This is a genomic window from Streptacidiphilus sp. MAP12-33, assembly GCF_041261265.1.
GTDB lineage: Bacteria > Actinomycetota > Actinomycetes > Streptomycetales > Streptomycetaceae > Streptacidiphilus.
Genome location: NZ_JBGCCA010000042.1, coordinates 41,887 through 65,889, shown reverse-complemented (window position 1 = coordinate 65,889; position 24,003 = coordinate 41,887). Strand labels below are relative to the sequence as shown.

The 24,003-nt window shown below is 72.3% G+C and carries 19 protein-coding genes; 9 read left to right on the top strand and 10 right to left on the bottom strand.

Annotated elements, in window-relative coordinates; genetic code table 11:
- Window positions 1–108 precede the first annotated feature (108 nt).
- Together ABH931_RS33355 and ABH931_RS33350 are read left to right on the top strand one after the other, a co-directional pair.
- The gene (locus ABH931_RS33355) at window positions 109–1,623 is read left to right on the top strand and encodes a glycosyltransferase family 39 protein (RefSeq protein ID WP_370121875.1); all 1,515 of its coding nucleotides are present in this window, start codon (window positions 109–111) and stop codon (window positions 1,621–1,623) included.
- A 112-nt stretch (window positions 1,624–1,735) separates the two neighbouring features.
- A complete protein-coding gene (locus tag ABH931_RS33350; protein ID WP_370121872.1) occupies window positions 1,736–2,332 on the top strand; it encodes a hypothetical protein in 597 nt (198 codons plus the stop codon).
- On the opposite strand, the gene ABH931_RS33345 is transcribed toward ABH931_RS33350, so the two are convergent.
- Window positions 2,305–2,772, bottom strand: coding sequence for a hypothetical protein (locus ABH931_RS33345; protein WP_370121870.1), 468 nt, complete (start codon window positions 2,770–2,772; stop codon window positions 2,305–2,307). The two genes, ABH931_RS33350 and ABH931_RS33345, sit on opposite strands and share 28 nt — an antisense overlap.
- 112 nt (window positions 2,773–2,884) lie before the next feature.
- Between ABH931_RS33345 and ABH931_RS33340 the strand changes: the two genes are divergently transcribed.
- A complete protein-coding gene (locus tag ABH931_RS33340; protein WP_370121867.1) occupies window positions 2,885–3,205 on the top strand; it encodes a MazG-like family protein in 321 nt (106 codons plus the stop codon).
- On the opposite strand, the gene ABH931_RS33335 is transcribed toward ABH931_RS33340, so the two are convergent.
- The 5 genes from ABH931_RS33335 to ABH931_RS33315 all read right to left on the bottom strand — a co-directional run bounded on the left by ABH931_RS33335 (window position 3,132) and on the right by ABH931_RS33315 (window position 8,433).
- Window positions 3,132–4,052, bottom strand: a complete 921-nt coding sequence (locus ABH931_RS33335; RefSeq protein ID WP_370121864.1) for an oxygenase MpaB family protein — start codon at window positions 4,050–4,052, stop codon at window positions 3,132–3,134. The genes ABH931_RS33340 and ABH931_RS33335 overlap by 74 nt on opposite strands.
- A gap of 302 nt (window positions 4,053–4,354) precedes the next feature.
- Complete coding sequence (locus ABH931_RS33330; RefSeq protein WP_370121862.1) at window positions 4,355–4,864, bottom strand: ATP-binding protein; 510 nt, start codon at window positions 4,862–4,864, stop codon at window positions 4,355–4,357.
- 168 nt (window positions 4,865–5,032) lie between these two features.
- Window positions 5,033–5,809, bottom strand: coding sequence for an enoyl-CoA hydratase/isomerase family protein (locus tag ABH931_RS33325; protein ID WP_370121859.1), 777 nt, complete (start codon window positions 5,807–5,809; stop codon window positions 5,033–5,035).
- A 95-nt stretch (window positions 5,810–5,904) separates the two neighbouring features.
- Complete coding sequence (locus ABH931_RS33320) at window positions 5,905–7,098, bottom strand: Ig-like domain-containing protein (protein WP_370121857.1); 1,194 nt, start codon at window positions 7,096–7,098, stop codon at window positions 5,905–5,907.
- A gap of 183 nt (window positions 7,099–7,281) precedes the next feature.
- Entirely contained in the window at window positions 7,282–8,433 is a 1,152-nt protein-coding gene (locus tag ABH931_RS33315; RefSeq protein WP_370121854.1) for an Ig-like domain-containing protein, read from the bottom strand.
- A gap of 214 nt (window positions 8,434–8,647) precedes the next feature.
- On the opposite strand from ABH931_RS33315, the gene glgX reads away from it, so the two are divergent.
- From glgX to ABH931_RS33290, 5 genes are all read left to right on the top strand, one after another.
- Window positions 8,648–10,993, top strand: coding sequence for a glycogen debranching protein GlgX (gene glgX / locus ABH931_RS33310; protein ID WP_370121851.1), 2,346 nt, complete (start codon window positions 8,648–8,650; stop codon window positions 10,991–10,993).
- 199 nt (window positions 10,994–11,192) lie between these two features.
- Entirely contained in the window at window positions 11,193–11,726 is a 534-nt protein-coding gene (locus ABH931_RS33305; protein WP_370121848.1) for a sigma-70 family RNA polymerase sigma factor, read from the top strand.
- A complete protein-coding gene (locus ABH931_RS33300; RefSeq protein ID WP_370121845.1) occupies window positions 11,723–12,436 on the top strand; it encodes an anti-sigma factor in 714 nt (237 codons plus the stop codon). The genes ABH931_RS33305 and ABH931_RS33300 overlap by 4 nt, the downstream gene beginning before the upstream one ends.
- Before the next feature lie 80 nt (window positions 12,437–12,516).
- The gene (locus ABH931_RS33295) at window positions 12,517–14,334 is read left to right on the top strand and encodes an ABC transporter ATP-binding protein (protein WP_370121842.1); all 1,818 of its coding nucleotides are present in this window, start codon (window positions 12,517–12,519) and stop codon (window positions 14,332–14,334) included.
- Entirely contained in the window at window positions 14,331–16,217 is a 1,887-nt protein-coding gene (locus ABH931_RS33290) for an ABC transporter ATP-binding protein (protein ID WP_370121840.1), read from the top strand. The genes ABH931_RS33295 and ABH931_RS33290 overlap by 4 nt, the downstream gene beginning before the upstream one ends.
- A 54-nt stretch (window positions 16,218–16,271) precedes the next feature.
- Here the strand turns inward: ABH931_RS33290 and ABH931_RS33285 are convergent, their stop codons facing one another.
- Together ABH931_RS33285 and ABH931_RS33280 are read right to left on the bottom strand one after the other, a co-directional pair.
- A complete protein-coding gene (locus tag ABH931_RS33285; RefSeq protein WP_370121837.1) occupies window positions 16,272–16,925 on the bottom strand; it encodes a hypothetical protein in 654 nt (217 codons plus the stop codon).
- Between the two features lie 184 nt (window positions 16,926–17,109).
- Window positions 17,110–18,510 carry a hypothetical protein gene (locus tag ABH931_RS33280; protein WP_370121834.1) on the bottom strand — a complete coding sequence of 467 codons (1,401 nt, stop codon included), beginning with the start codon at window positions 18,508–18,510 and terminating at the stop codon, window positions 17,110–17,112.
- Window positions 18,511–18,813: 303 nt separating this feature from the next.
- Here ABH931_RS33280 and ABH931_RS33275 point away from each other — a divergent pair, with 303 nt between their 5' ends.
- Window positions 18,814–19,251, top strand: a complete 438-nt coding sequence (locus tag ABH931_RS33275) for a hypothetical protein (RefSeq protein ID WP_370121831.1) — start codon at window positions 18,814–18,816, stop codon at window positions 19,249–19,251.
- Here the strand turns inward: ABH931_RS33275 and ABH931_RS33270 are convergent.
- Both ABH931_RS33270 and glgP read right to left on the bottom strand, forming a co-directional pair.
- Window positions 19,184–20,995, bottom strand: coding sequence for a bifunctional UDP-sugar hydrolase/5'-nucleotidase (locus tag ABH931_RS33270; RefSeq protein WP_370121828.1), 1,812 nt, complete (start codon window positions 20,993–20,995; stop codon window positions 19,184–19,186). The two genes, ABH931_RS33275 and ABH931_RS33270, sit on opposite strands and share 68 nt — an antisense overlap.
- A gap of 170 nt (window positions 20,996–21,165) precedes the next feature.
- Complete coding sequence (gene glgP, locus ABH931_RS33265; protein ID WP_370121825.1) at window positions 21,166–23,850, bottom strand: alpha-glucan family phosphorylase; 2,685 nt, start codon at window positions 23,848–23,850, stop codon at window positions 21,166–21,168.
- Window positions 23,851–24,003 lie beyond the last annotated feature (153 nt).

Here is a 24,003-nt window from a genome sequence, read left to right as displayed (position 1 = left end):
GCCGAGCTCGGTCGCAACGGCCCGGTCGCAACGGCCCGACCGCAACGGCCCGGCCGAACGCCGCCCGGGCCCTTCTCCGCGCGCACTCCGCGCTGGCACGCTGGAGCCATGCGCGCTCGGGGGAAAGTGCAGTCGGTCCTACCGCCGTTCGCGGCCGCTCCGGTCGCGGCGATCGCCACCGCGGTCGCCGCGCTGCTGCTCGCGCTGTCCGGCCGGTACGGGTTCCATCGCGACGAGCTGTACTTCCTGCTCGCCGGGCACCATCTCGCCTGGGGCTACCCGGACCAGCCGCCACTGACGCCGTTGCTGGCGAGGCTGGGCGCGGACCTCTTCGGCGCCACCCCGACCGGGATCCGCGTCGTACCGGCCCTGCTCGCCGCCGGGGCAGTCGCGCTGACCGCGCTGATCGCGCGCGAGCTCGGCACCGAGCGGGACGGGCAGGTGCTGGCGGCTGCCGCCGCCGCCTGCTCCGGCTTCCTGCTGGGCAACGGGCACCTGCTCTCCACCGCGACCTTCGACCTGGCCGCCTGGCTGGTGATCGCGCTGCTGACGCTGCGCCTGCTGCGCACCGCCGGAACACCGGGCGCGGCGCGCTGGTGGCCGCTGCTCGGCCTGGCGGTCGGGATCGCGGCGCTGAACAAACTCCTGGTGCTCGTCCTGGTGCCGGTCCTGGTGGCTGCGGCGCTGACGACGGGCCCGCGCGGACGGTTCCTGCCACGGCCGCGGGAGCTGCTCGGCCCGCTGACCGCGCTGCTCGCGGCCCTGCCGTTCGCCGTGCCGGTGCTGTGGTGGCAGGCCGCGCACGGCTGGCCCGAACTGGCGGTCGGCCACAACATCAGCGCGGCCCAGGGGCTGGGTGGGCGGCTGGTCGCGATCCCGCTCCAGCTCCTGCAACTGTCGCCACTGCTCGCACCCTTGTGGATCGCGGGCCTCAAGCGGCTGCTGTGCGAGGAGCAGCTGCGCTGGGCCCGCCCGGTCGCGGTGACCTGGCTGCTGCTCTGCGCGCTGGTACTCGTCGGCGGTGGCAAGGGCTACTACCCGATCCCGCTGCTGTACGCGGTCACCGCCGCCGGGTGTGCGCCCTTCGCTCACTGGTTGCGCCACAGGCGCGGCAAGCTGGCGTTGCTCCTCGGCGCCATGCTGCTCACCAGCGCGCTCGCGGCGCTGCCGGTGCTGCCTGCCTCCGCGCTGACGGTCCCGATGGCGGTCGACCCCGACATCGGCGAGGAGGTCGGCTGGCAGGAGCTCACCGCCGCGACGGCCACCGGCTGGGCGGCGATCCCGCCCGCCGAGCGGGCCCACGCGGTCGTGCTCACCGCCAACTACGGTGAGGCCGGGGCCATCGCGCACTACGGCCCCGCCCTCGGCCTGCCCATGCCCTACTCCGGGCATATGGGCCTGTGGTTCTGGGGCCCTCCACCGACCGCGGACGACGGACCGGTGCTGCTGGTCCACCCCGCCCACTCCCCCGCGCTGGAGCAGCACTTCCGGGACTGCCGCCCGGTCGCACGCGTCGACAACGGGCACGGCACGCCGAACATGGAGCAGCACGCGGCGGTCGTCCTCTGCGCGGGCCCGGATCGTTCGTGGGCTGCCCTCTGGCCGCTGCTGCGCAGGTACTGAACCGGTACAGACCGAGGTGCGCGCGGAGGTACTGACCAGGCGCCTCGCGGCGCTACGATGCGCCGCGGAACGGGCCGCGCCGCGGCCCGGTGGAGCGCTGGGGGGGTCGGCGGTGTTCTGGATCGGTGTGGTCCTGTGGTGTCTCGTCGGCGGTGAGCTCGGGGCCCTGACGCACGGCGCGACGAACCTCGGCAGCGGCGGTGGCGTCGTGGAGTTCGTGCTCGGCATCAACCTGGTGCCGTGGACGGCGCTCGTCGCCGGGGGGCTGCTGAAGGCCGGCAGCCGCAGGCGCGCCGGACTCGACGTGAAGGGCCCGACCGAGCGGGCGCTGGCCCGGGTGGAGTCCTCGCGGGCCGTGAGCGAGGGGCCCGACCACCTGCTGCGGCTGGACCTGACCGTGGTGCCCGAGGGCCGGCCCGGATACCGGGTGGACGCCCACGCCCGGGTGAACGTCATGGACCTCGCGCACTGGGAGGCGGGGCGGACCGTCGTCGTCGACTACGACACCACGCACCCGTGGCGGGTCACCCCGTTGGTCCACCCCGACGGCGCGTGGACGGGCCGCGCCGCGCTCGCGCGGATCGACAGCGCGCCCACCACGTCCCGGGTGAGCGAGCCGCCGGCGGGCCGCGGCAGCCTCCGCGTGTACTGGCTGCTACCGCTGCTCGTCGGCGCGGCCGCCTACCTGCTGCCGGCCGTCCTGGCGTAGCGCCGCCAGAGCACCAGGACGACCGGCGCGGCGAGAAGGGAGAGGGCGAGCACCGAGTAGGACTCCCCCTGCGCGGCGGCCTCCGCGGCGGCCTCCGCGGCGGTCCAGCGGTACTCCAGGTCGTGGTGGTTCGGCAGGAACCAGATCACGCCGGAGGGGATGACACCCAGCGCGTCGGTGTTGCGCGGCCGCGCGGCGAAGAAGAGCACCCCGGCCGCCAGGGCGACCCAGAGCGGGCGCGAGCGCCGGGTCAGCGCGGCATCGGCAAGCAGCACCAAGCCCGGGACCACCCAGACCCAGTGGTGCGACCAGGAGATGGGCGAGCCGAGCAGCCCGGTGACGGCCCTGGCCGGCACGCCGAGCAGCTCCCGCCCGGCGCGGTGCTGCCGGGTGGCGACCCACATGCCGAGCGCGGTGCCCAGCGCCGCGACACCGCCCACACCGCCTGGACCTGGCTGCCGCCGTGCAGCGCGCGGTCGATCAGGCCGTGCAGGGACTGGGCGCGCCCCTCACCCCGGCGGCCCGCTCTCGGCAGGCCCTAGGCTGCTCACCATGGACGACTCCGCGTGGGCGACGATCGCAGAGCTGAACCACTGGCTCACCAAGGACAGCGAGCTGCCGGCCGAGACTCAGAAGATCCTGCAGATTCTGAAGATCACCGAGGAGGCCGGCGAGGTCGCCGAGGCGGTGATCGGGGCCACTGGCCAGAACCCGCGCAAGGGCTTCTCGCACGGCTGGGACGACGTGGAGAAGGAGCTCTGCGACGTCATCATCACCTCGATGGTCGCGTTGACCCGTCTCAACCCCGAGGCGGGGCTGGTGTTCCGCCGCGAACTGCGGCGGGTCGCAGCGCGCGCGCTCGGGCCGTCGTGATGACGGCGGAGGGCTCGCAGCCGTAGCGCAGCACCGAGGCGACCGCGCGCACCGCCGCGCGGTCGCGGGAGACCCGCAGCAGGCCGCGGCGCGGCAGGCACAGCTCCGCGGCGGCCCAGTCCGGCAGCAGGTCCACCGCTCCGGCCACGAGAACCCGCAGCGCGAGGCCCCGGAACCGGTCGCGGACCAGCGCGCCGGGCGTGAGCAGGAACTCGACGGCGGCCAGCGCCGCCTCTCCGGCGGCGAGTTGGGGCCGGACCTCGCGCAGGTACGCCCGCACCTCGTCGAGCGAGCGCGGCACGCCAGTCGCACCGAGCGACTCGGCGACGCGGCCGTACTCGTCGAAGTACCGGTCCTGCTGATCCCGCGTCAGCGGGGTCGGGGCATAGCGCTGGTAACCCGCGAGAAAGCACGCGGTCTCGGCGACGTGCACCCAGCGCAGCAGCTCGGGATCGGCGGCGTCGTAGGGCCGGCCGTCGGGGGCGACACCCCGGACGTGGTCGTGGACGCGGCGGACCCGCTCGATCGCCGCCTCCGCCTCGGCCGTGGAGCCGTAGCTGGTGACGGTGACGAAGCCCGCCGTCCGGTTGAGGCGGTCGATCGGGTCCTCGCGGTAGCGGGAGTGCTGGTCGACCCCGGCCATGGCGAGCGGGTGGAGCGATTGGAGCATCAGCGCGGCGAGGCCGCCGGTGAACATGCCGGGGATGTCCCCGTGGACCAGCCAGACCACGCTGTCCGGCCCGAAAAGGCCCGGGTCGCCGTCGGGACGGTCGTAGCGGCGGTAGTCGAGGCCCTGGCCGTGGACCGTGGCGTAGACCTGGCGTCGGATGGACTGACGTATGCGCACGTCTCCCTCCTACCCGAAAGATCAAAGGTTAGCCAGGTGACATGCAAGGGAAAGATAAGCAAACAACCAGATGTGCCTTGTGATGCCCGGCACTCAAGATAGCTATGTACCATTCTGCCCGATTTGTCGCTTTGCTTATCAGCTGAGGCACATGCGATAGTCGGTGACCGGAACGCCTCCGACCCGAGCGCGTCCGACGCCCGCGCGGCACCACCCCCTCGGCCGCGCAGCCGAATGCAGGGGCCCCTTGATCCAACGAGATTACGGGGCCCCGCATTTTCTCTCGCTCGCCATGCCACCCGCTATGCCACCGCGACGCGCGTCCGCAGCTCGAACCAGACCGACTTGCCCCGCGACAGCACGTCCACGCCCCAGCGGTCGGCCAACTGGTCCACCAGGCACAGGCCGCGCCCGGACTCGTCCTCGGGATCGCCCTTGATCAGACAGGGCAGCGCCCGCGAGGGGTCGCGCAGCTCGACCCGGATCCGCCCGGAACCGCGGAGCACGCGCAGGACGAAGGTGCGCCCGCCGGTGTGCCGGACCGCGTTCGCGACCAACTCGGCCACCAACTGCTCCGCCACCTCACCATGCCCGCCCAGTCCCCAGGACTCCAGGGCGGACAAGGTGAGCCGACGGGCGCGAGCGGTGACGCCCGGGGCGGCGACTAACGCAGCCCCGTCACCCTCGGGCGAGAGCAGTCTGGCGAGACTTCGGAGCTCCTCGTCCAGCCCGCTCGACCCCGCGATGTCGACCAGCCCCGACCGCTCGTCGATCACGCTCTGCTCCCGAACCGCTTCACCCTGTACTGCCATGCCCCCATGATGGCGCGTCAGAGAGCCCTGCGGGAGCGCATTCGCCAAAAAATCATCTATTGCTTCGGGCATATGCCAAATTGCTTTGCATACGCGCAGGTCAACCAAGTGGAGCCCGTCGAGCCGCTTGGGAGGGCGGCTCGGACGGGCTCCGGACGACCGCGTGGATCAGTTGAACTTGGCCTTACCAGGCCCCTGTTCGACGAAGCTGCTCATGCCGATCGCGCGGTCCTCCGTCGCGAAGAGCCCGGCGAAGAGGTTCCGCTCGATGGTCAGGCCGGTGTCGAGGTCGGACTCCAGCCCGCGGTCCACGGCCTCCTTGGCGGCGCGCAGCGCGTACTGCGGGCCGGCGGCCAGCTTGGCGGCCCAGGCGTGGGCGGTGGCGAAGACCTCCTCCGCCGGGACGACGTAGTCGGCCAGGCCGATCCGCAGCGCCTCCTCGGCGTCGACCATGCGGCCGGTGAAGATCAGGTCCTTGGCCTTGGCCGGGCCGACCAGGCGGGCCAGGCGCTGGGTGCCGCCGGCCCCCGGGATCAGGCCCAGCAGGATCTCCGGCTGGCCGAACCTCGCGTCGTCCGCCGCCACCCGGATGTCCGCACAGAGCGTCAACTCGCAACCGCCGCCGAGGGCGTAGCCCGTCACCGCCGCCACGACCGGCTTCGGGATCCGGGCCACCGCGTCGAACGCACCCTGGAGGTCCGGGCCGCGCTCCACCATGTCGGTGTAGCTCATGCGCTGCATCTCCTTGATGTCAGCGCCGGCCGCGAAGACCTTCTCGCCGCCCCAGAGCACCACCGCGCGCACGTCCGCCCGGCGGGTGACCTCCTCGGCCACCTCCTTCAGCTGGTCCTGCATCGCGACGTCGAGGGCGTTCATCTTCGGCCGGTCGAGCCGGATCACGCCGACGCCGTGCTCGTCGACCTCGAGCCTCACGAAACGGTCCATCTGTGTGCCTCCCTGGCGGGCGTTGAGTGAACCGATGTTAACGCGAGCGGGCCACCGCGAACGCGGTGGCCCGTATCACAGAGGAGTGCTGCGGATCAGTTGGACGTCCAGGACGACCAGCTCATGTTCCAGCCGTTCAGGCCGTTGTCCGGCTGCACGATCTTGTCGGGGGAGTTGACCACCTGGACCACGTCGCCGAGCAGCGAGTGGTTGTAGAACCACGCCGCCGGCATGCCCGGGTCGCCGCCGCCCTGGACGTCCTGCAGGCCCACACAGCCGTGGCTGGTGTTCTCGCTGCCGAAGACCGAGGCCGGGCGCCAGTAGTTGCCGTGGATGAAGGTGCCGCTGGTGGTCAGCCGCATCGCGTGCGGGACGTCCTTGATCCGGTAGGCGTTGCCCAGACCGACCGTCTCCGAGTTCATGTCCTCGGTGGGGTCCTTCTCGATGATCACCATCTTGCCGTTGTACGTCGTGTGGCCCGGGTCGCCGAGGCTGGCCGGCAGCTTCTTCAGCACCACGCCGGGCGCCTTGTAGATGGTGAGGGTGTGCGCGTCGTTGTCGGCGACGCTGACCTGGTAGCGGCCGATCTCGAAGCTGACGTCCTTGTTCTGCTTGCCGTAGCCCTGCTGACCGGTGCGCACGCCGTCGAGGTGCAGGTGCAGGGTGACCTTGGTGCCCGGCGCCCAGTACTGCTGGGGGCGGAAGTCGACCCGGGTGTCGCTGAACCAGTGGCCCTCGACGTCCACGTTCGGGTCGGCGGTGACGGTCACGGCCTTGAGGACGGAGGCCTTGTACGCGTCGGCCACGGCGGAGGTGAAGTTGAGCGAGACCTCCATGCCGACGCCGTAGGTCGCGCCCGCGTCGACGTTGTAGTTGGCGACGTTGGTCGCCGAGGGCGTCAGCGTGGTGAAGCTGGAGCGGTCGGTGACGCTCCGGCCCTGGGTGTCGGTGGCGGTGGCCACGACGCTGTACTTGGTGCCGGTGTGCAGGGCGGCGGCCGGGGTCCAGCCACTGCCGTCGCCGGATATGGAGCCGTCGACGGTGCTGCCGTCGTCACCGGTCACGGCCACCTGCGTCAGCTTGCCCTGCGCGGCGCTGACCTTGAGGGTGTCGCTGGTGTCGACCCCGGTCGAGCCGTTCGCCGGCAGGATCGTCACGGTGGCCGCGGAGTTGGCCTCCGCCGAGGCGCTCGCGCCGGCTCCCGCTCCGGCGCTCCCCCCGGAACGGTCCTTGGCCGCGCCGGCCCCCCCACAGGCGCTGGCCGCGAGTATCGCCGCGCTGGTCGCCATCCCGAGCAGAACCCGCCGAACCCTGCTGTGCGCGAACAACCCTGTCTCCCCTCCCCGGACCGACCCGTATGTCCCTTTACGGGGCCTCCGCGAGGATATCCCGCGGACCTGAGTACTCCCGGAGAACCAGACGCCCGAGGCCCTGGGAAAGGTTGCAACGAGCAGTCAGTCGCACGCCGGCGGTTACGCCGTCGCCGTCCACTGCTTCCAGGTCATGTTCCAGCCGCTCATGCCGTTGTCGGAGGAGACCTGGTCGCCGCCGCCGGTGACCTGGACCACGTCGCCGATCATGGAGTGGTCGAAGAACCAGCCCGCCGGGGTCGATCCGGACTCGCCGCCCGGGACGTCGTACAGGCCGATGCAGCCGTGGCTGGTGTTGACCCGCCCGAACACCGACGCCGGACGCCAGTAGACGCCGTGCACGAAGGTGCCCGAATCCGTCAGGCGCATCGCGTGCGGGACCGCGGGGATGTCGTACTCGCTGCCGAGGCCGACCGTGTGCGAGTCCATCCGGGTCACCTGGTCCTGCTCGGAGATGACCATGATCCCGTCGTAGGTGGAGTGGCCGGGGCCGCCCGCGGAGATGTAGAGCGTGCGCAGGGTCTGGCCGTCGCGGACCACGGTCAGGGTGTCCGCGTCGGTGTCCGCCGTGCTGATCTGGCGGCGGCCGATCGTGAAGCCGATGCTCTTGTCCTGGGTGCCGTAGACGCCGGGCGCGCCCTCGACATGCTTGAGGTGGAGGCCGAGGGTGACCTGCGTCCCCGGGGTCCAGTACGTCGAGGGCCGGAAGTCCACCCGCTGCGAGTCGAACCAGTGCGCCACCACCGGTACGGCCGGCTTCGCGGTGACGGTGAGCGCCTTCAGCACCGCGGCCCGGTCCGCGATCGGGCGGTTGAAGCGGATCTGCACGATGAAGCCGACGCCCACGGTGCTGCGGTCCACCGCGTTGTAGAAGCCGATGAAGGTGTTCTTCGGCACGAAGGTGGTGAACGCGGCGTGCTTGGCGGCCTGCAGGCCGTCCTTGTCCACGGCCAGCGCGTCCAGCGTGTAGCGGGTCTCCGGCAGGAGCTTGGCGGAGGGCGTCCACCTGCTGCCGTCCGGCGTGACCGCGCCGGGGATCTCGTTACCGTCGGCGTCCTTGAGGTGGACCGCGGTGAGGCGGCCCGCCCGGACCTGGGCGAAGACGCCCCCCTGCGCGGGCACCTCCGCCGCGCCGTCGCCCGGGGTGAGCGTGACCTGGGCCGCCGAGACGCGCGCCGCGTCCGAGCTGGAACCGGAGGAGCCGCCCGAGCAGCCGGTCACCAGCAGCCCGACCACCAGGCCGGGGAGCAGCACGGCCCTCCCCGCTCGCTTCACTCGCCCCACCCACGCACCCACGGCCACACTCCTCGCTCGCCATTGCTCCGCGTGGATCAACGAGACCGGAAGGGGGACGACACGGGCATTCGGGTCGGGGCGGGGCTGTTGATGGTGCAACCACCTGCTGGTGGGGAACCTATCCGTAAGCCGGGGGATCGGGACGTCCGCCGGGGACGGGGAGGTGCTGTCGATGGCGTTGCCCACGGAGCTGCGTCTGCCTCGCGAGGAACCGGAGGAACCGGAGGGCACACAGGGATCGCGCGGGCGGCGGACCGAGCCGGGCGCCGACGCGGAGAAGGCCGCCCCGCACGTCCTCCCGGGGAGCTGGCAGCCGCTCGGGGCCCGCTACCACGTGGGCGCCGACGGCCGGCCCGGCACCAACTTCGCCGTCTGGGCGGGCGGCGCGGAGGAGGTGGAGCTCTGCCTCTTCGACGAGGAGGACCACGAGACCCGGCTGCCGCTGCGCGAGCAGACCTTCCAGGTCTGGCACGGGCACGTGCCCGGCGTCGGGCCCGGCACCCGGTACGGCTTCCGCGTCCAGGGCCGCTGGGACCCGTGGACGGGCGCCCGCTGGAACCCGGCCAAGCTGCTGCTCGACCCGTACGCACGGGCGGTCGACGGCCCGTTCCTGCTGCACGACGCCGTCTACGGCCACGTCCGGGCCTGGCCCGAGGGAGACGTCGCGGACACCGTCCGGGACAACCGGGACTCCGCCCGCTACGTGCCCAGGTCGGTGGTCGTGCACGACACCGAGGACTGGTCGCAGGACCGGCGGCCGAAGACGCCGTGGGCCGACACCGTCCTGTACGAGCTGCACGTGCGCGGCTTCACCCGGACCATGCCGGGCATCCCGCCGGAGCTGCGCGGCACCTACGCCGGGCTGGCGCACCCCGCCGCCCTGGAGTACCTGACCGGGCTCGGCGTCACCGCCGTCGAACTGCTGCCGGTGCACCAGTTCGCCGACGAGGAGCACCTGGTGAAGCGCGGCCTGCGCAACTACTGGGGCTACAACAGCATCGGCTACTTCGCCCCGCACGGCGGCTACTCCGCGAGCGGCACGCGCGGCGGCCAGGTCGCCGAGTTCAAGCGGATGGTCCAGGCGCTGCACCGGGCCGGGATCGAGGTGATCCTCGACGTCGTCTACAACCACACCGCCGAGGGCGGCGAGGGCGGGCCCACCTGGTCCTTCCGCGGCCTGGACAACGCCGGCTACTACCGGCTCCAGCCGCACAACCGCCGCGCCTACGCCGACTTCACCGGCTGCGGCAACACCCTGGACGCCACCGCGCCGCAGGCGCTGCGGCTGATCACCGACTCGCTGCGGTACTGGGTCACCGAGATGGGCGTCGACGGCTTCCGCTTCGACCTGGCCAGTGTGCTGGCCCGCACCGGGTTCGACGTCGACATGCGCGCGCCGTTCCTCTCCGCGGTCTTCCAGGACCCGGTGCTGAGCCGGGTCAAGCTGATCGCCGAGCCGTGGGACGTGGCGCTCGGCGGCTACCAGGTCGGCAGCTTCCCACCCCTGTGGACGGAGTGGAACGACCGCTACCGCGACACCGTCCGCGACTTCTGGCGCGGCGCCCGCCCCGACGTGCGCGAGCTCGGCTACCGCCTGGCCGGCTCCTCCGACCTCTACCAGCGGGCCGGGCGGCGGCCGTTCGCCTCGGTCAACTACGTCACCGCCCACGACGGCTTCACCCTGCGCGACCTGGTCTCCTACGACGGCAAGCACAACGAGGCCAACGGCGAGGACAACCGCGACGGCACCGACGACAACCACTCCTGGAACCACGGCGCGGAGGGCCCGACCGACTCCCCCACCGTCAACGCCCTGCGCCGCCGGCAGCTGCGGAACCTGATGGCCACGCTGCTGCTCTCGACGGGCGTGCCGATGCTCGTCGCGGGCGACGAACTGGGCCGCACCCAGGGCGGCAACAACAACGCCTACTGCCAGGACAACGAGACCAGCTGGATGGACTGGTCGCTGCTGGACCGCGGCGAGTGGCAGCAGCTGCGCGCGCTGACGGCCCGGCTGATCCGGCTCCGGCGCGAGCACCCGGTACTGCGGCAGCGCGCGTTCTTCTCCGGCCGCCCGGCGCATCCCGGCGGCCTGCCGGACCTCACCTGGTTCCGCCCCGACGGCGAGGAGATGACCGAGGCCGACTGGTACGCCCCCGGCGCGACCCTCGCCATGCTGCTGTCCGGCGACGACCTCACCGAACGCGACGCCTGCGGCGACCCGGTCCGCGACGACAGCTTCCTGCTGGTCCTGCACGGCCACCACCGGGGCATCCGGTTCACCCTTCCGGGCCTGCCGTGGGCACGCTGCTACGAGACGGTCGTCGACACCTGCGACGAACAGCAGACCTCCCCGCACGGCCCCCACACCCGCGCGGGCGAGACCCTCACCGTCCCGGGACGGTCACTGCTGCTGCTACGGGTCTGCGCACTTGCCACGGACGCAGCGCTGTCCGGGGGCGCGGGGAATCCTGCGCGCGGTTGCACCATCCAGGGGCGCGAGGAACCGCGCGAGTGACCCACCCCGGCGGATGGCCCCGCGCGCACGGGATCCTGCCGCACAGGGTGGCTTGTCGCGCCCACGCAGGGAGCACCTCCGGGGCACCTCCCGGCCGAAGGCCGGGGGAGGAGCCGCGCGTGTCACGGCCTCGCGCCCCTGGCCGGGTGCACGTGACCCAGCGCTTGAACCGATCCCGTTCCGCGGGCGTACTGGAGGTATGGACTCCGCGCCGACCCCCGACTCGGCCTTCCTCGCCGCGCTGTACGCGCGGTACGGACGGTCGGTGCTGGGGCACGTCCTGCGGCTGGTCCACGGGGACTACCAGCGGGCCGAGGACCTGACCCAGGAGACCTTCCTGCGGGCCTGGCAGCACCGGGACGCGCTGGACCTGGACAGGGCCGCGCCCTGGCTGCACACCGTCGCGCACAACCTCACGGTCTCGGCCTTCCGCCGGGCCCGCGCCAGGCCGGCCGAGGCGCCTTTACCGGACGACGACGGGGCCGGGCTCACCGATCCGGGCGGCGAGGCGGAACTGGACCGGATGCTGGAGCGCTGGCAGCTGCTGGACGCCATGCGCGGGCTCCGCGCCGAGCAGCGCGAGGTGCTGATCGAGGTCTACTACCTGCGCCGTAGTGTCCAGGAGACGGCCGAACACCTGGGCATACCGCCAGGGACGGTCAAATCCCGGTGCTACTACGGACTGCGGGCCCTGCGGAACGTTCTGGAGGAGAGAGGAGTGACATCCCGATGACGACATGCCAGGAGAGCGTCCAGCTCGGCGCCTACCTGCTCGGGGCCCTCGATCCCGAGGAGCGCGCCACGCTGGAGGCGCACATCGCGGGGTGCGCCGACTGCCAGGCGGAGCTGCTCGGCATGGCTCCGCTGCCGGGCCTGCTGCGGCGGACCCCGTTCGAGGAGCTCGACGAGACCGCCGAGGCCGCGCAGACGCTCACCGCGCCGCACCCGGCGCCGCCGCCCGCACCCACCGCGGCCCCGGTGCGTCCCGCGTCTGCCGACCGCCCCGCGCGCTCCACGCCGTCGCACCGGCGGCCGCGACGCCGGGCGCTGGTGGCGGCCGGGGTCGCGCTCGCAGGCGCGGCAGCCGCGGTCGGCGCATGGGTGTACGTGGGGGGCGCACGTCCGGGCACCGCCACGCCGACCGCCGCCGGCACGACGGTCAGCGCGGTCGACGCGCAGACGCACGTCACCGCGACGGCCGCGCTGACCCCGGAGAACTGGGGCACGCAGGTCCAGCTCAAGCTGGGCAACCTGCCCTCCGGGATCACCTGCCGGCTGGTCGTCCACGCCCGGGACGGACGCGTCGAGACGGCCGGAACCTGGGGGTCCGGATACAGCGTCGCAACCACCGTGCCGGCCTCCACCTCCATCGGTTCGTCCGACATCGCGGGCATGGACGTGGTCGACGGGAGCGGAAATGTCCTGGTTCAGCTGCCCGGCTGAGCCAGGTGGCGCGGTTGTGACCATGTAAGGGGCGGAAATTGGGATGAGGGCTGTCAGCCCCTCCGTCTACAGTCCGAAAGGTGTCGACGCAGCCGCAAGCCCCCACCACCCCTCGCCAACCCCCACCGCAGCACAGCGCGATCCGCTCGTTGCTGCGGCTGTGGCCGTACGTCCGGCCGATCCGATGGTTCCTGCTGGGTTCCACGGCGGCCGCGCTGCTCGCCTCGCTCTCGGCGCTGGTCATCCCCCTGGTGCTGAAGAACATCGTCGACGGACCGGTCGCCCACCGCGACAGCTCCGGCCTGTGGCAGCAGGGCGTGCTGCTGCTGGTCCTCGGCCTGCTGGAGGCGGGCCTGTTCGGCATGCGCCGCTGGCTGGTCGCCCGCCCGCTCGCGGGCGTCGAGCGGCGGATGCGGGCGGATCTCTACAGCAGGCTGCAGCGGCTGCCGGTCTCCTTCCACGACCGCTGGGCCTCCGGCCAGCTGCTGTCGCGCGCCACGTCGGACATGTACACCATCCGGCTCTTCCTGGCCTTCCCGCTGATCTTCCTGATCGTCAACTCGATGGTCTTCCTGACCGGGATCGGCATCATGTTCAGCCTGGACTGGCAGCTCGCGCTGATCACGGTGCTCCCGGCCGCGCCGCTGATCATCCTGTGCTCCTGGTTCGAACGCCGGTACTCGGCCGCCGCCCGCCTCTCCCAGGACCAGAACGGCGACCTCGCCACCGTGCTGGAGGAGTCGGTGCTCGGCATCCGCATCCTCAAGTCCTTCGGCCGCCACCGCACCATGGCCGCCCGCTACCGGGCCCAGGCCGAGCTGCTGCGCGGCACCGAGCTGAGGAAGGCACGGCTGCTGGCCGACCTGTGGGCGGTCATCGTCGGCCTGCCCGAGCTGGCGCTCGGCGTCTCGCTGGCCGTCGGCGTCGTCCAGGTCGCCCACGGCAGCAGCACGGCGGGCACGCTCGTCGGCTTCCTGTCCACCGCGCTGTCGCTGCGCTGGCCGGTGGAGTCGCTGGGCTGGCTGCTGGCCTACAGCAACGAGGCCGCCACCGCGACGGATCGTTTCTTCGAGGTCCTGGACACCCGCCCGGCCGACGCCGAGGACGCCGCCCTTCCCGCCGCCCCCGGGGAGCGCACCGAGCGCGACGGCATCCGCCTCGCCGGCGTGCGCTTCCGCTACCCGGACGCCCCGGCCGGCTCGCCGGACCTGATCGCCGGCCTCGACCTGCACATCCGCTCCGGCGAGACGATGGCCCTGGTCGGCCTCACCGGCAGCGGCAAGACCACACTGACCGCGCTGCTGCCCCGCCTCTACGAGATCGACGGCGGCCGGATCACCCTGGACGGCCGGGACATCCGCGAGATCCCGCGCGAGCGGCTGCGCGAGCTGGTCTCGATGGCCTTCGAGGAGCCCACCCTCTTCTCCGCCTCCGTCAGCGAGAACGTGCTGATGGGCGCGCCGGAGGCGTCCCCGGAGGCGCTGGACCGGGCCCTGGACGTGGCCCAGGCCCAGTTCGTCCGCACGTTGCCGGAGGGCGTCGACACCGAGGTCGGCGAGCAGGGCCTGAGCCTGTCCGGCGGCCAGCGGCAGCGCCTCGCGCTGGCCCGCGCGGTCGTCGGCGCGCCGGACTTCCTGGTGCTCGACGACCCCCTCTCCGCACTGGACGTGCACACCGAGGCGCTGGTCGAGCAGGCGCTGCGGCAGGTCCTCGCGGACACCACGGCGCTGGTCGTCGCGCACCGGCCGAGCACGGTGCTGCTGGCCGACCGGGTGGCGCTGCTCGCCGACGGCCGGATCGCCGCCGTCGGCACCCATCACGAACTGCTGGAATCGAGCCCGGAGTACCGGGAGCTGATGTCGGGCGAACGAGCCGAGGACGGGAGCCTGGTGCGATGAGCGTCACCGAGACCGAGGAGAGCCGGGCCCTTGAGGAACAGGGCCCGTCACCGGACGCGCTCCTCCCCGAGGAGGACCGCGTCCCGCCCGCCGACGCGGCGGACGGCGAGGACATCCCCGTCCCGCCGGGCGCGCCCCGCGCGCTGCTGCGCTCCCTGCTCGGCCCGCACAAGGCGCGGGTCGTGCTGGCCATGCTGATGATCACCGTCCAGCAGGCCGCGCTTCAGGTCGGCCCGCTGCTGGTGTCCTACGCCATCGACCGCGGCATCCCCGCCCTGCGCGACCACGACGCGGGTCCACTCGTCGCGGTGACGGCCGGCTATCTCGGCTGCGCGGCCGTCGCGACGCTGCTGCAGCGCAGCTTCATCCGGCTGTCCGGGGTGGTCAACCAGGCGATCCTGCTGGAGATGCGCCGCCGGATCTTCCGGCACGCCCAGGCGCTCTCGCTGGACTTCCACGAGCGCTACACCTCGGGCCGCATCATCTCCCGCGCCACCAGCGACGTGGACACCGTGCGCGAGCTGCTCAACGAGGGCCTTCAGGAGCTGCTCTCGGTCGTCCTGTCGGTGTTCTACATCAGTGTGGTCCTGGTCGTCATGGACTGGCGGCTGGGCCTGGCCTCGCTGGCCTCGGCCGTGCCGATCTACCTGTTCACGCGCGGGTACCGGCGCCGCTCGCAGGTCATCTTCCGGCGCTCACGCACGGCGGTCGCCCAGGTCATCGTCCGGTTCACCGAGACGATGAACGGCATCCGCCCGGTCCAGGCCTTCCGCCGCGAGGCGGCGAACGACGCCGCCTTCGCCGTCTCGAACGGCACCTACGCCGACTCCAACGCCCAGGGGCTGCTGTCCATGGCGCGCTTCGTCGCCGCCTCGCGGGCCACCGCGAACGTCTGGATCACCGGCGTGGTGCTCTGGGGTGCGTACCTGGTCACCGAGGGCAGCCTGGAGCTGGGCGTGCTGGCGGCCTTCGTGCTGTACCTGCGGCGCCTGTTCGACCCGGTCGACCAGGTGGCGATGTTCCTGAACAGCTACCAGTCGGCGTCGGCGGCGCTGGAGAAGATCGCGGGTCTGCTGGCCCACGAGCCGTCCGTGCCGGAGCCGGCCGAGCCGGCCGGGCTGCCGGCCAAGACCGAGGACGCGATCCCGGGCCGCAGCGTCGACTTCGACGGCGTCGCCTTCTCCTACCGCACCGGCAAGCAGATCCTGCCCCGCTTCGACCTGCACGTCCCGGCCGGCCAGAGCGTCGCCGTGGTCGGCGCGACGGGCGCGGGCAAGTCCACGCTGGCCAAGCTGCTGGCCCGCTTCTACGACCCGACCGAGGGCCGGGTCACCCTGGACGGCGTGGACCTGCGCGAACTCCCCACGCCCGAACTGCGGCGCGGTGTGGTCATGGTGACGCAGGAGTCGTTCCTCTTCTCGGGCACGGTCGCGGAGAACATCGCGATCGGCCGCCCGGACGCGACGCGCGAGGAGGTCGAGTCGGCGGCCAAGGCCATCGGCGCCTACGACTTCATCGCCGAGCTCCCCGAGGGCTTCGACACCGACGTCCGCAAGCGCGGTGGCCGCATCTCCGCCGGGCAGCGCCAGCTGGTCGCCTTCGCCCGCGCTCTGCTGGCCGACCCGGCGGTGCTGATCCTCGACGAGGCGACGTCCTCGCTGGACGTCCCCGGCGAGCAGGCCGTCCAGCGCGCCATGGCCACGGTCCTGTCCGGCCGCACCGCGGTGATCATCGCCCACCGCCTCTCTACCGTGGAGATCGCCGACCGCGTCCTGGTCATGGACCAGGGCCACGTCGTCGAGGACGGCACCCCGTCCGACCTGATCGCCGGCACCGGCCGCTTCGCCAGCCTGCACCAGGCCTGGCGGGAGAGCCTGGTGTGACACGAGGGGGTGGTCCCATCGGGACCACCCCCTCGTCGTTCCACAGCCCGCTGGTCAGTAACGCACGGCCAGGTACAGCCAGCCGCCGGTGGCAGCCGCATCGGCCGAGTCGCCGGCCCAGGACCCCTGAAAGCGGAAAAGGTCGCCCTGCTGCGGGGGTATCAGCATCAGGATCTGGCTCACCGTGCCGTTGTCCGCGACCGAGTTCGGATTGTCCGAGACGGTGCGCCAGGCTCCCCGAACGTACTGCTGGAGCCGTATCCGCACGGTCAACTGCTGGTACTGCTGCCTCCGCGGCAGCACCGTGACGTCGAACTCCGGCTGCCCCCCACGGTGGTAGAGACGATAGAGGGTGCGACCGAGGTGGGTGCTGCCGTAGTAGCCCTTCAACGCCTCGGCCATGCCGGCGCGGACGCGAACCGTCCGGGAGATCCGGCCCGAGCCTCCGCCGGTGTCGGAGCCGGTCACCGTGAAGGTGGTGTTCTTCCACAGGTGGAAGTACTCGACGAGGTTGCCGTGAGCATCGACCTTGCCCCCCTTCACCACAGGCCGGCTGTCGCCCACCGACTGCGCGGAGACCGTAGCGCTGCCGCCCGCCGCTCCGACACGGACGGTGACCTTCGCCCAGGCGCCGTAGGCGTAGGTGGAGGCGTCGGTCGCCATCGAGACCGGCAGCGTCGTCTGCGAGGCGGCCGAGGCCTCGGTCACGGCGAACGGAAGGGTGATGCTCAGGAGACCGAGGAGCGCGGTGGCTCCTCGCACGGCAAAGCGGCGATGTTGCATGCGATTTCCCAGGGCGAGCGCGAAGGGTCAGGACTGAGTGCGGTACTGATCGAACGCGCGCACACTAGTGCATCGTCAACCTGTGCCGACGCCCGGCCCGGCCACGCACTCACCCGCGGGTGACGCGCAGCACCCCCGTCTCGGTGCCCTGGTAGAGGGTGCCGTCGGGGGCGGTCGTGCCGGTCATCTGGAGGGGGTCGTAGAGCAGGCCGAGGCCGATCCAGGAGCTGGAGCGCCGGGCGCCCGTCGCCGGGTCGACGGTGGCGTAGGAGTAGGACGCGAAGGTCTGCGCCCCGACGGTGCCCGTGGGGCCGCTGACGGTGAGGGTGTAGATGAGGCCGTCCGCCAGCGAGAGCCGGGGCAGGGCGGCGGACTTGACGTCGCTGTTCCAGACGAGGTGGCAGCCCGCGCCGTCCGGGTCGAGGTCGACGCGGCTCATGCCGCCGTCGAAGGAGGCCGAGGAGGGGACGCTCGCGGGGGCGCCGGCCGGGAGGGCCGGATACGGGTAGCCGTAGGTGTCGGTGACGAAGACGCTGCTGCCGGAGGCGATCACCGCGTCCTCGGTGCCGCTCGCGGGGTACTGGGTCAGCACGGGCGTGGCGCAGACGGGCGCCGGCCCGCCGTCGATCCGGTAGACGAGCAGGTTCTCGTGGGGCGCGGCGTTGTCGGTCAGGGCGACGTAACCGGTGCCGTCGCCGGGACCGAAGAAGCTCGGCGTCGCGCCCGTGCCCCAGCTGAGCTGACCGGGCTTGCGGCCCGGGCCGCGGTCGTAGGGGGCGCGCCAGTCGACGACGGGGGTGCCGTCCGCGGCCTCGCCGAGCAGGTAGAGGGCGTGGTCGGTGGCGACCGCGGTGTGGCCGGGGACGGTCGAGATGCTGTTCTCGACGCCCTCGCCGGTGGCGATCGTCCGCACCGCGCCGGTCGTGGTGTCCACGGTGCCGATCACGCCGGCCGCGGTGGCGAACCAGACCCGCCCGTCCCAACCGGGGCTGAGCCCGACGATGTCGTCCCCGGACGGAAGCGCGCCCGCGAGCGAGGTGGACTGATCCACCGTCAGGGACCAGGCACCGCCGCCGGTCCGGTGATGGCCGATCCGCAGCAGGTTGTCGTCGCCGTCCACGACGACGAGCGCGTTCGTGTTGTCGAGGTAGGCGTAGACACCGCCGAACAGGCTGCCCTTGGGCAGCGCCAGCGAGGCGAGGTCGGCGCCGCTGCCCGGATCGAGCAGGTGAACCGTCGGCGTCTGCCCGAAGATCGTGGTGCAGAGCGCGACCGGATAGCCGTCGCCGCCGATCACCACGGTCGGGCAGGCGGAGGCGAGGGCGGTGCGGCTCCAGCTGATCGCACCGCTGCCCGGGCCCGCGTAGGGCGTGGTGTCGCTGGAGGCGGAGTCGCCGTGCATGGTGGCCGTGCCGCTCGCGGCCGTGGCCGGGTTCTGGGGCGGCAGCGGACCGAACGCGGAGAGCGCGGCGACGGCCGCGAGCGTGGACAGGGTGATGCGCAGACGCATGGCGGGGTTTCCGTTCCTGTGGACAGGGATGGACGCCGCGCGGCCGCGCGTGTGGACGCGACGAGAGGGGCCGCTCGGCTCGGAAGAGAGAGGCGGCCCTCGTGAAGAACGACGAGGAGACGATGCAGGCCGCGTCAGCTGACGCGGCGACAACCCGTGGTGGTGGCAAGGCCATGGTCGACATGGCGGCGGCTCACCAGCAGGGTCATGGCGGTGACTCTAACGAACCGCTCCGGCGCCCACGAGACCACGACCACGGTCCGAGACGGCGACAAGCGGAACCCGCGGTGCCAGCATGAAGGGATGGGCAGACGGACGGATCCGACCGCGGCCGGGCGGCGTTCCCTCGGGTTCCTCGTCGACGAGGGCTGGAGCGGCCCGGTCGAGGTCCCCGGCGGGCTGGCGTACCGCGGGCACGGCCTGAGCGTGCGGTTCGTCGTCGAGGACGGACCGGCCCTGCTGCTCGGCCGGCCCGACGGGCCGAGCGCCACCCTCGCGGCCGTCTGGAACGCCTGCGGCCTCCCGGCCCCCGTCCCCCGCCCGCGCCTGGACGAGCTGACGCAGGCGCTGCGCACCGTGCTGCCGCACCTGCTCGGCCCGCACCGTGACGCCATCCTGCGCGACGCCGCGCGCGGCCTCAGACGGCTGGGGCCGCGCGCGGCACCGGAACAGCTCAGGAGTACAGCGGAGCGCCCTGGCGGACCAGACGCCAGCCGTTCGCGGAGAAGTCCTTCGGGTTGATCTCGCCCTTGGCCTTCACCCAGGCGATGATCGTGTTGCGGATCTCGTCCGAGGAGCTCCAGACCAGCTGCGCGTCGGCCACGTGCGGGAAGTTGCCGCCGCCGTTGGCACGGTAGTTGTTGACCGCCAGGACGAACTGGGCGGTGTCGTCCAGGGCGACGCCGTTGAACCGCAGGTTCTTGATGCGCGAGCCCACCGGCTGCGAGACGTCGATGTCGTAGCTGACGCCGTAGACCTCGTCGAAGTTGTAGTCCGGACGGCCGCCCGCGTTGGTCAGCGCCGACTCGTCGATCGGGGCGCCCACGGCCAGGGTGTTGAAGTACTGCGCGGTGAACTCCAGGTAGTCCCGGATCTGCGCGCCCGTCATCAGCTTGGCTTCGAGGGTGTTCTCGTAGATGTAGAGCCCGGCCGCGTCGCGCAGGCGGACGGTCCCGGCCGGGATGTCCGCGGTGCGGTTGAACGGCGCGGCCTGCGCGAGGACCGGCAGGCTCGCGTACGTGCCGCCCGCGAGCGCGGCCCTGACGGTGTCGACCTGCACCTTGCCGATCAGGTCCACGATCGGCACGCACTGGAACGGAGCCCGGGCGATGGACAGGTCCTGGGTGCAGGTGCCGATCGTCTGGTTGACGTAGGTGCGGACCGCCGCGTGCTCCTTCGCGACGAGCGCGGCGATGTGCGGGTCCTCGTCGACGGTGTTGCTGTTGAGCGTGGTCGCCGTGCAGGAGGTGACCTGCCACTCGTGGTCGACCAGGGTCACCTCGAAGTCGAACCGGGTCAGCCGGTAGCCCCAGCAGTACGGCTCGGAGAGCACGACGTTCTTGCCGGTGGCCTCGTTGACGACGATGCGCTGCGGGACCTCCTTGTGCGTGTGCCCGACCAGCACCGCGTCGATGCCGGGCACCTGCGCGGCCATCGCGCCGGACGCGTCCTCGGCGTAGGGGAGCTGGTCACCCCAGGAGGTGGGCTCGTCGATGCCCGAGTGCGCGGAGACGATCACCACGTCCGCACCCGCGCTGCGCACGCGCGGCACGTAGACGGCGGCCTGCTCGGGGATGCCGTTGAAGGTCATCTTGCCGGCGACGTTGTCCTTGTCCCAGATCGCGATGCCGGGGTTGGTCAGCCCGAGGATGCCGACCTTGACGTGCGGGCCGTGCGGCACGCGCAGCTTCTTGACGATGTAGGGCGGAAAGGCGGGCCGGTTGGTCTTCGCGTCGATGGCGTTGGCGGCCAGCAGCGGGAAGTGGAGCTGCCGCTCGAAGGCGCGGACGGTGTCGATGCCGTAGTTGAACTCGTGGTTGCCCACGGCGGCGGCGTCGTACCGCATGGCGTTCATGGCCAGCGCCATGGGGTGGCGCGGCGCCTTGTGCTCGGGCTTCTTGGTGATCGGGTCGACCCGCGCGTAGTAGTAGCTGAGCTGGGTGCCCTGGATGATGTCACCGGCGTCGATCAGCAGGACGCGGTCCTCGCCGACCTCCTCGCGGATCTGCTGCACCAGCGTGGCGATCTTGGCGAGGCCGACGTCGTTCTGGGCCTTGTCCTCGTACTCGGCGTCGGTGAAGTAGTCCCAGTTGACGGCGTGACCGTGCACGTCGGTGGTGCCGAGCACCGTGAAGGTGTGCGTCAGCGGCTTGTGCTGCTTCGGCTCGGCGGCCACCGCCGGGGAGGCGGTCGCGGTGGCAGCGACGGCGGCTCCCGCCGCGACGGCAGCGGTACCGGCGACGAAGTCGCGGCGCTTCAGGGACATCAAGGCTCCAGACCATAGGGCGGCGGGTATCTACGCGCGATGCGCGACGCGCGTAGAATTCTGCCTATGGATTCCTTGTGAGGAAAGGCCTTTGACGTGTCCTCTTGGTTAACCGATGGGGGCGCGAGGCCGCACCGATGTGCGGCCTCGCGCCCCTGCGCAGAGTGCGACTACCGCAGGACGCCGTCCGAGAGGCCCGTGCTCTCCACAGGGAGGGCCACCAGGCCCACCTCCGCCTCCGACGCCAGGAGCCTGTGGCTCGGGAGGACGCGGACCGTGTAGCCGAACGGACCCGTGCGGCTCAGCTCCAGCGGGCCCTCGTAGCGCCAGCGGCCGTCCACGTCGGCGCGGTCGGCCGGCTTCAACGGCACCGTGGTCGCGTCGGAGATGACGTCCCGCTCGTCCACCCGGCCCGAGACCGCCTGGACGTCCACGTCGGAGGGGTCCAGCCCGTCCAGGTGGACCTGGACCCGGAGGGCGAGCGTCGAGCCGAGCTCCGGCGCGTCCGCGCCGCCCGCCGCCTCGACGTGTTCGACGCGGACCTGCGACCAGCGGGAGCGGATGCGGTTCTTCCACTCCGCCAGCTCCCGGGCCCCCGCGAAGACGAGGCCGCCCTCGCCCGCCGCGGCGAGCGCCCGCTGGGACTCCGCCGCCGGGGCGTAGAGACGCTCGACGTACTCGCGGACCATCCGGCCCGCCAGCACCTTCGGGCCCAGGGTGACGAGCGTGTGCCGGACCATCTGGATCCAGCGGCGCGGCAGCTCCGACGCGTCGTGCTCGTAGAAGCGCGGCGCGACCTGGTGCTCGATCAGGTCGTACAGGGCGCCGGACTCGATCTCGTCGCGCCGGTCCTCGTCGACCTCGCCGTCGGCGGTGGGGATCGCCCAGCCGTTGGCGCCGTCGTACCACTCGTCCCACCAGCCGTCGAGGACGGAGAGGTTGAGCGCGCCGTTGAGCGCGGCCTTCATGCCGGAGGTGCCGCAGGCCTCCAGCGGACGCAGGGGGTTGTTCAGCCAGACGTCGCAACCGGGGTAGAGCTTGGCGGCCATGTCCATGTCGTAGTCGGGCAGGAAGACGATCCGGTGCCGCACCGCGTGGTCGTCGGCGAAGGCGACCAGCTTCTGGATCAGCGCCTTGCCACCGTCGTCCGCGGGGTGGGCCTTGCCCGCGACGACGATCTGGATCGGGCGGGTGGGGTGCAGCAGCAGCGAGCTCAGCCGCTCCGGGTCGCGGAGCATCAGCGTGAGGCGCTTGTAGGAGGGCACCCGCCGGGCGAAGCCGATGGTGAGCACGTCCGGATCGAGTACGTCACCCGTCCAGCCCAACTCGGCGTCGCCGATGCCACGCTGACGCCAGGAGGCGCGCAGGCGGGCGCGGGCCTCGGTGACGAGCTGGGCCCGCAGGCGGCGGCGCAGCTCCCAGATCTCGGCGTCGGCGATGGCCTCGATGCCGTCCCAGCGGCGGGACTCGCCGAGCACCATGGCGTCGTCGATCCGCTCGGGGCCGATCTCGCGCGCGGCGAGACGGACCACCTCGGGGTCGATCCAGGTGGGGGCGTGCACGCCGTTGGTGATCGAGGTGATCGGCACCTCGGTGGTGTCGAACCCCGGCCACAGGCCGTTGAACATACCCCGGCTGACCTGGCCGTGCAGCAGGCTGACGCCGTTGGCGCGCTGGGCCAGGCGCAGGCCCATCGCCGCCATGTTGAACAGCGCCGGATCGCCGCCGGGCCAGCTCTCGGCGCCCAGCGCGAGCACCCGCTCGACGGGTACGCCGGGCAGTCCCTCGGCCGGGCCGGCCGCCGCGGACGCGGCGGCTCCCGCGAAGTGGCGCTGCACCAGCTGCCGCTCGAACCGGTCGATCCCGGCGGGAACGGGCGTGTGAGTGGTGAACAGGGTTCCGGCGCGGACCGCCTCCAGGGCGGCGTCGAAGTCGAGCCCGGCGCCGCCCTCGTCCCCCGGACGGGTGAGTTCGCGGATCCGCTCCACGCCGAGGAAGCCGGCGTGTCCCTCGTTGGTGTGAAAGACCTCGGGGTCGGCGTGTCCGGTGAGCCGGCAGAAGGTGCGCACCGCGCGCACACCGCCGATGCCGAGCAGCATCTCCTGGAGCAGCCGGTGCTCGCTGCCGCCGCCGTAGAGGCGGTCGGTCACGTCGCGGGCGCGGGCGTCGTTCTCCTCGATGTCGGAGTCGAGCATGAGCAGCGGCACCCGGCCGACCTGGGCCTTCCAGATCTGCGCGTGCAGCGCGCGCCCGCCCGGCAGGGTGAGGGCCACGGTGCTCGGGCTGCCGTCGGCCTCGCGCAGCAGGCTGACGGCGAGTTCGTTCGGGTCGAGCAGCGGGTAGCGCTCCTGCTGCCAGCCGTCGCGGGAGAGCGACTGACGGAAGTAGCCGTGGCGGTAGAGCAGGCCGACCCCGATGATGGGGACGCCGAGGTCGCTGGCGGCCTTGAGGTGGTCCCCGGCCAGGATGCCGAGGCCGCCGGAGTACTGCGGAAGGGCGGCGGTGATGCCGAACTCGGGCGAGAAGTAGGCGATGGCGGCGGGCAGCTCACGGCCCCGCTGCTGCTGGTACCAGCGCGGACCGGTCAGGTAGTCGCGCAGGTCCTCCTCGGCGTCGTGCAGCCGGCGCAGGAAGCGCCGGTCGGCGGCGAGCGCCGACAGCCGCTGTCCGGAGACCGCCCCGAGCAGGCGGACCGGGTCGCAGCCGGTGGCCTCCCACACCTCGGGATCGACCGAGCGGAACAGCTCACGCGTCTCCGGGTGCCAGGACCAGCGCAGGTTGAGTGCCAACTCACCGAGGGCCTGGAGCGGTTCGGGCAGGACGGTGCGGACCGTGAAACGTCGGATTGCCTTCACCCAGCCGAAGATAGCCGCGCGGCAAGGCCGTCGCCGACTGCTCGCGGGGCGCACTGCCGCCGTTCGGCGCATTGGTGCGATCGGCGGCGCCGCGCTTCACTCTTCCGGGGGTACGGCGCGCGCGGGCGCACGCCGGAGTGCGGGAGCGCACGA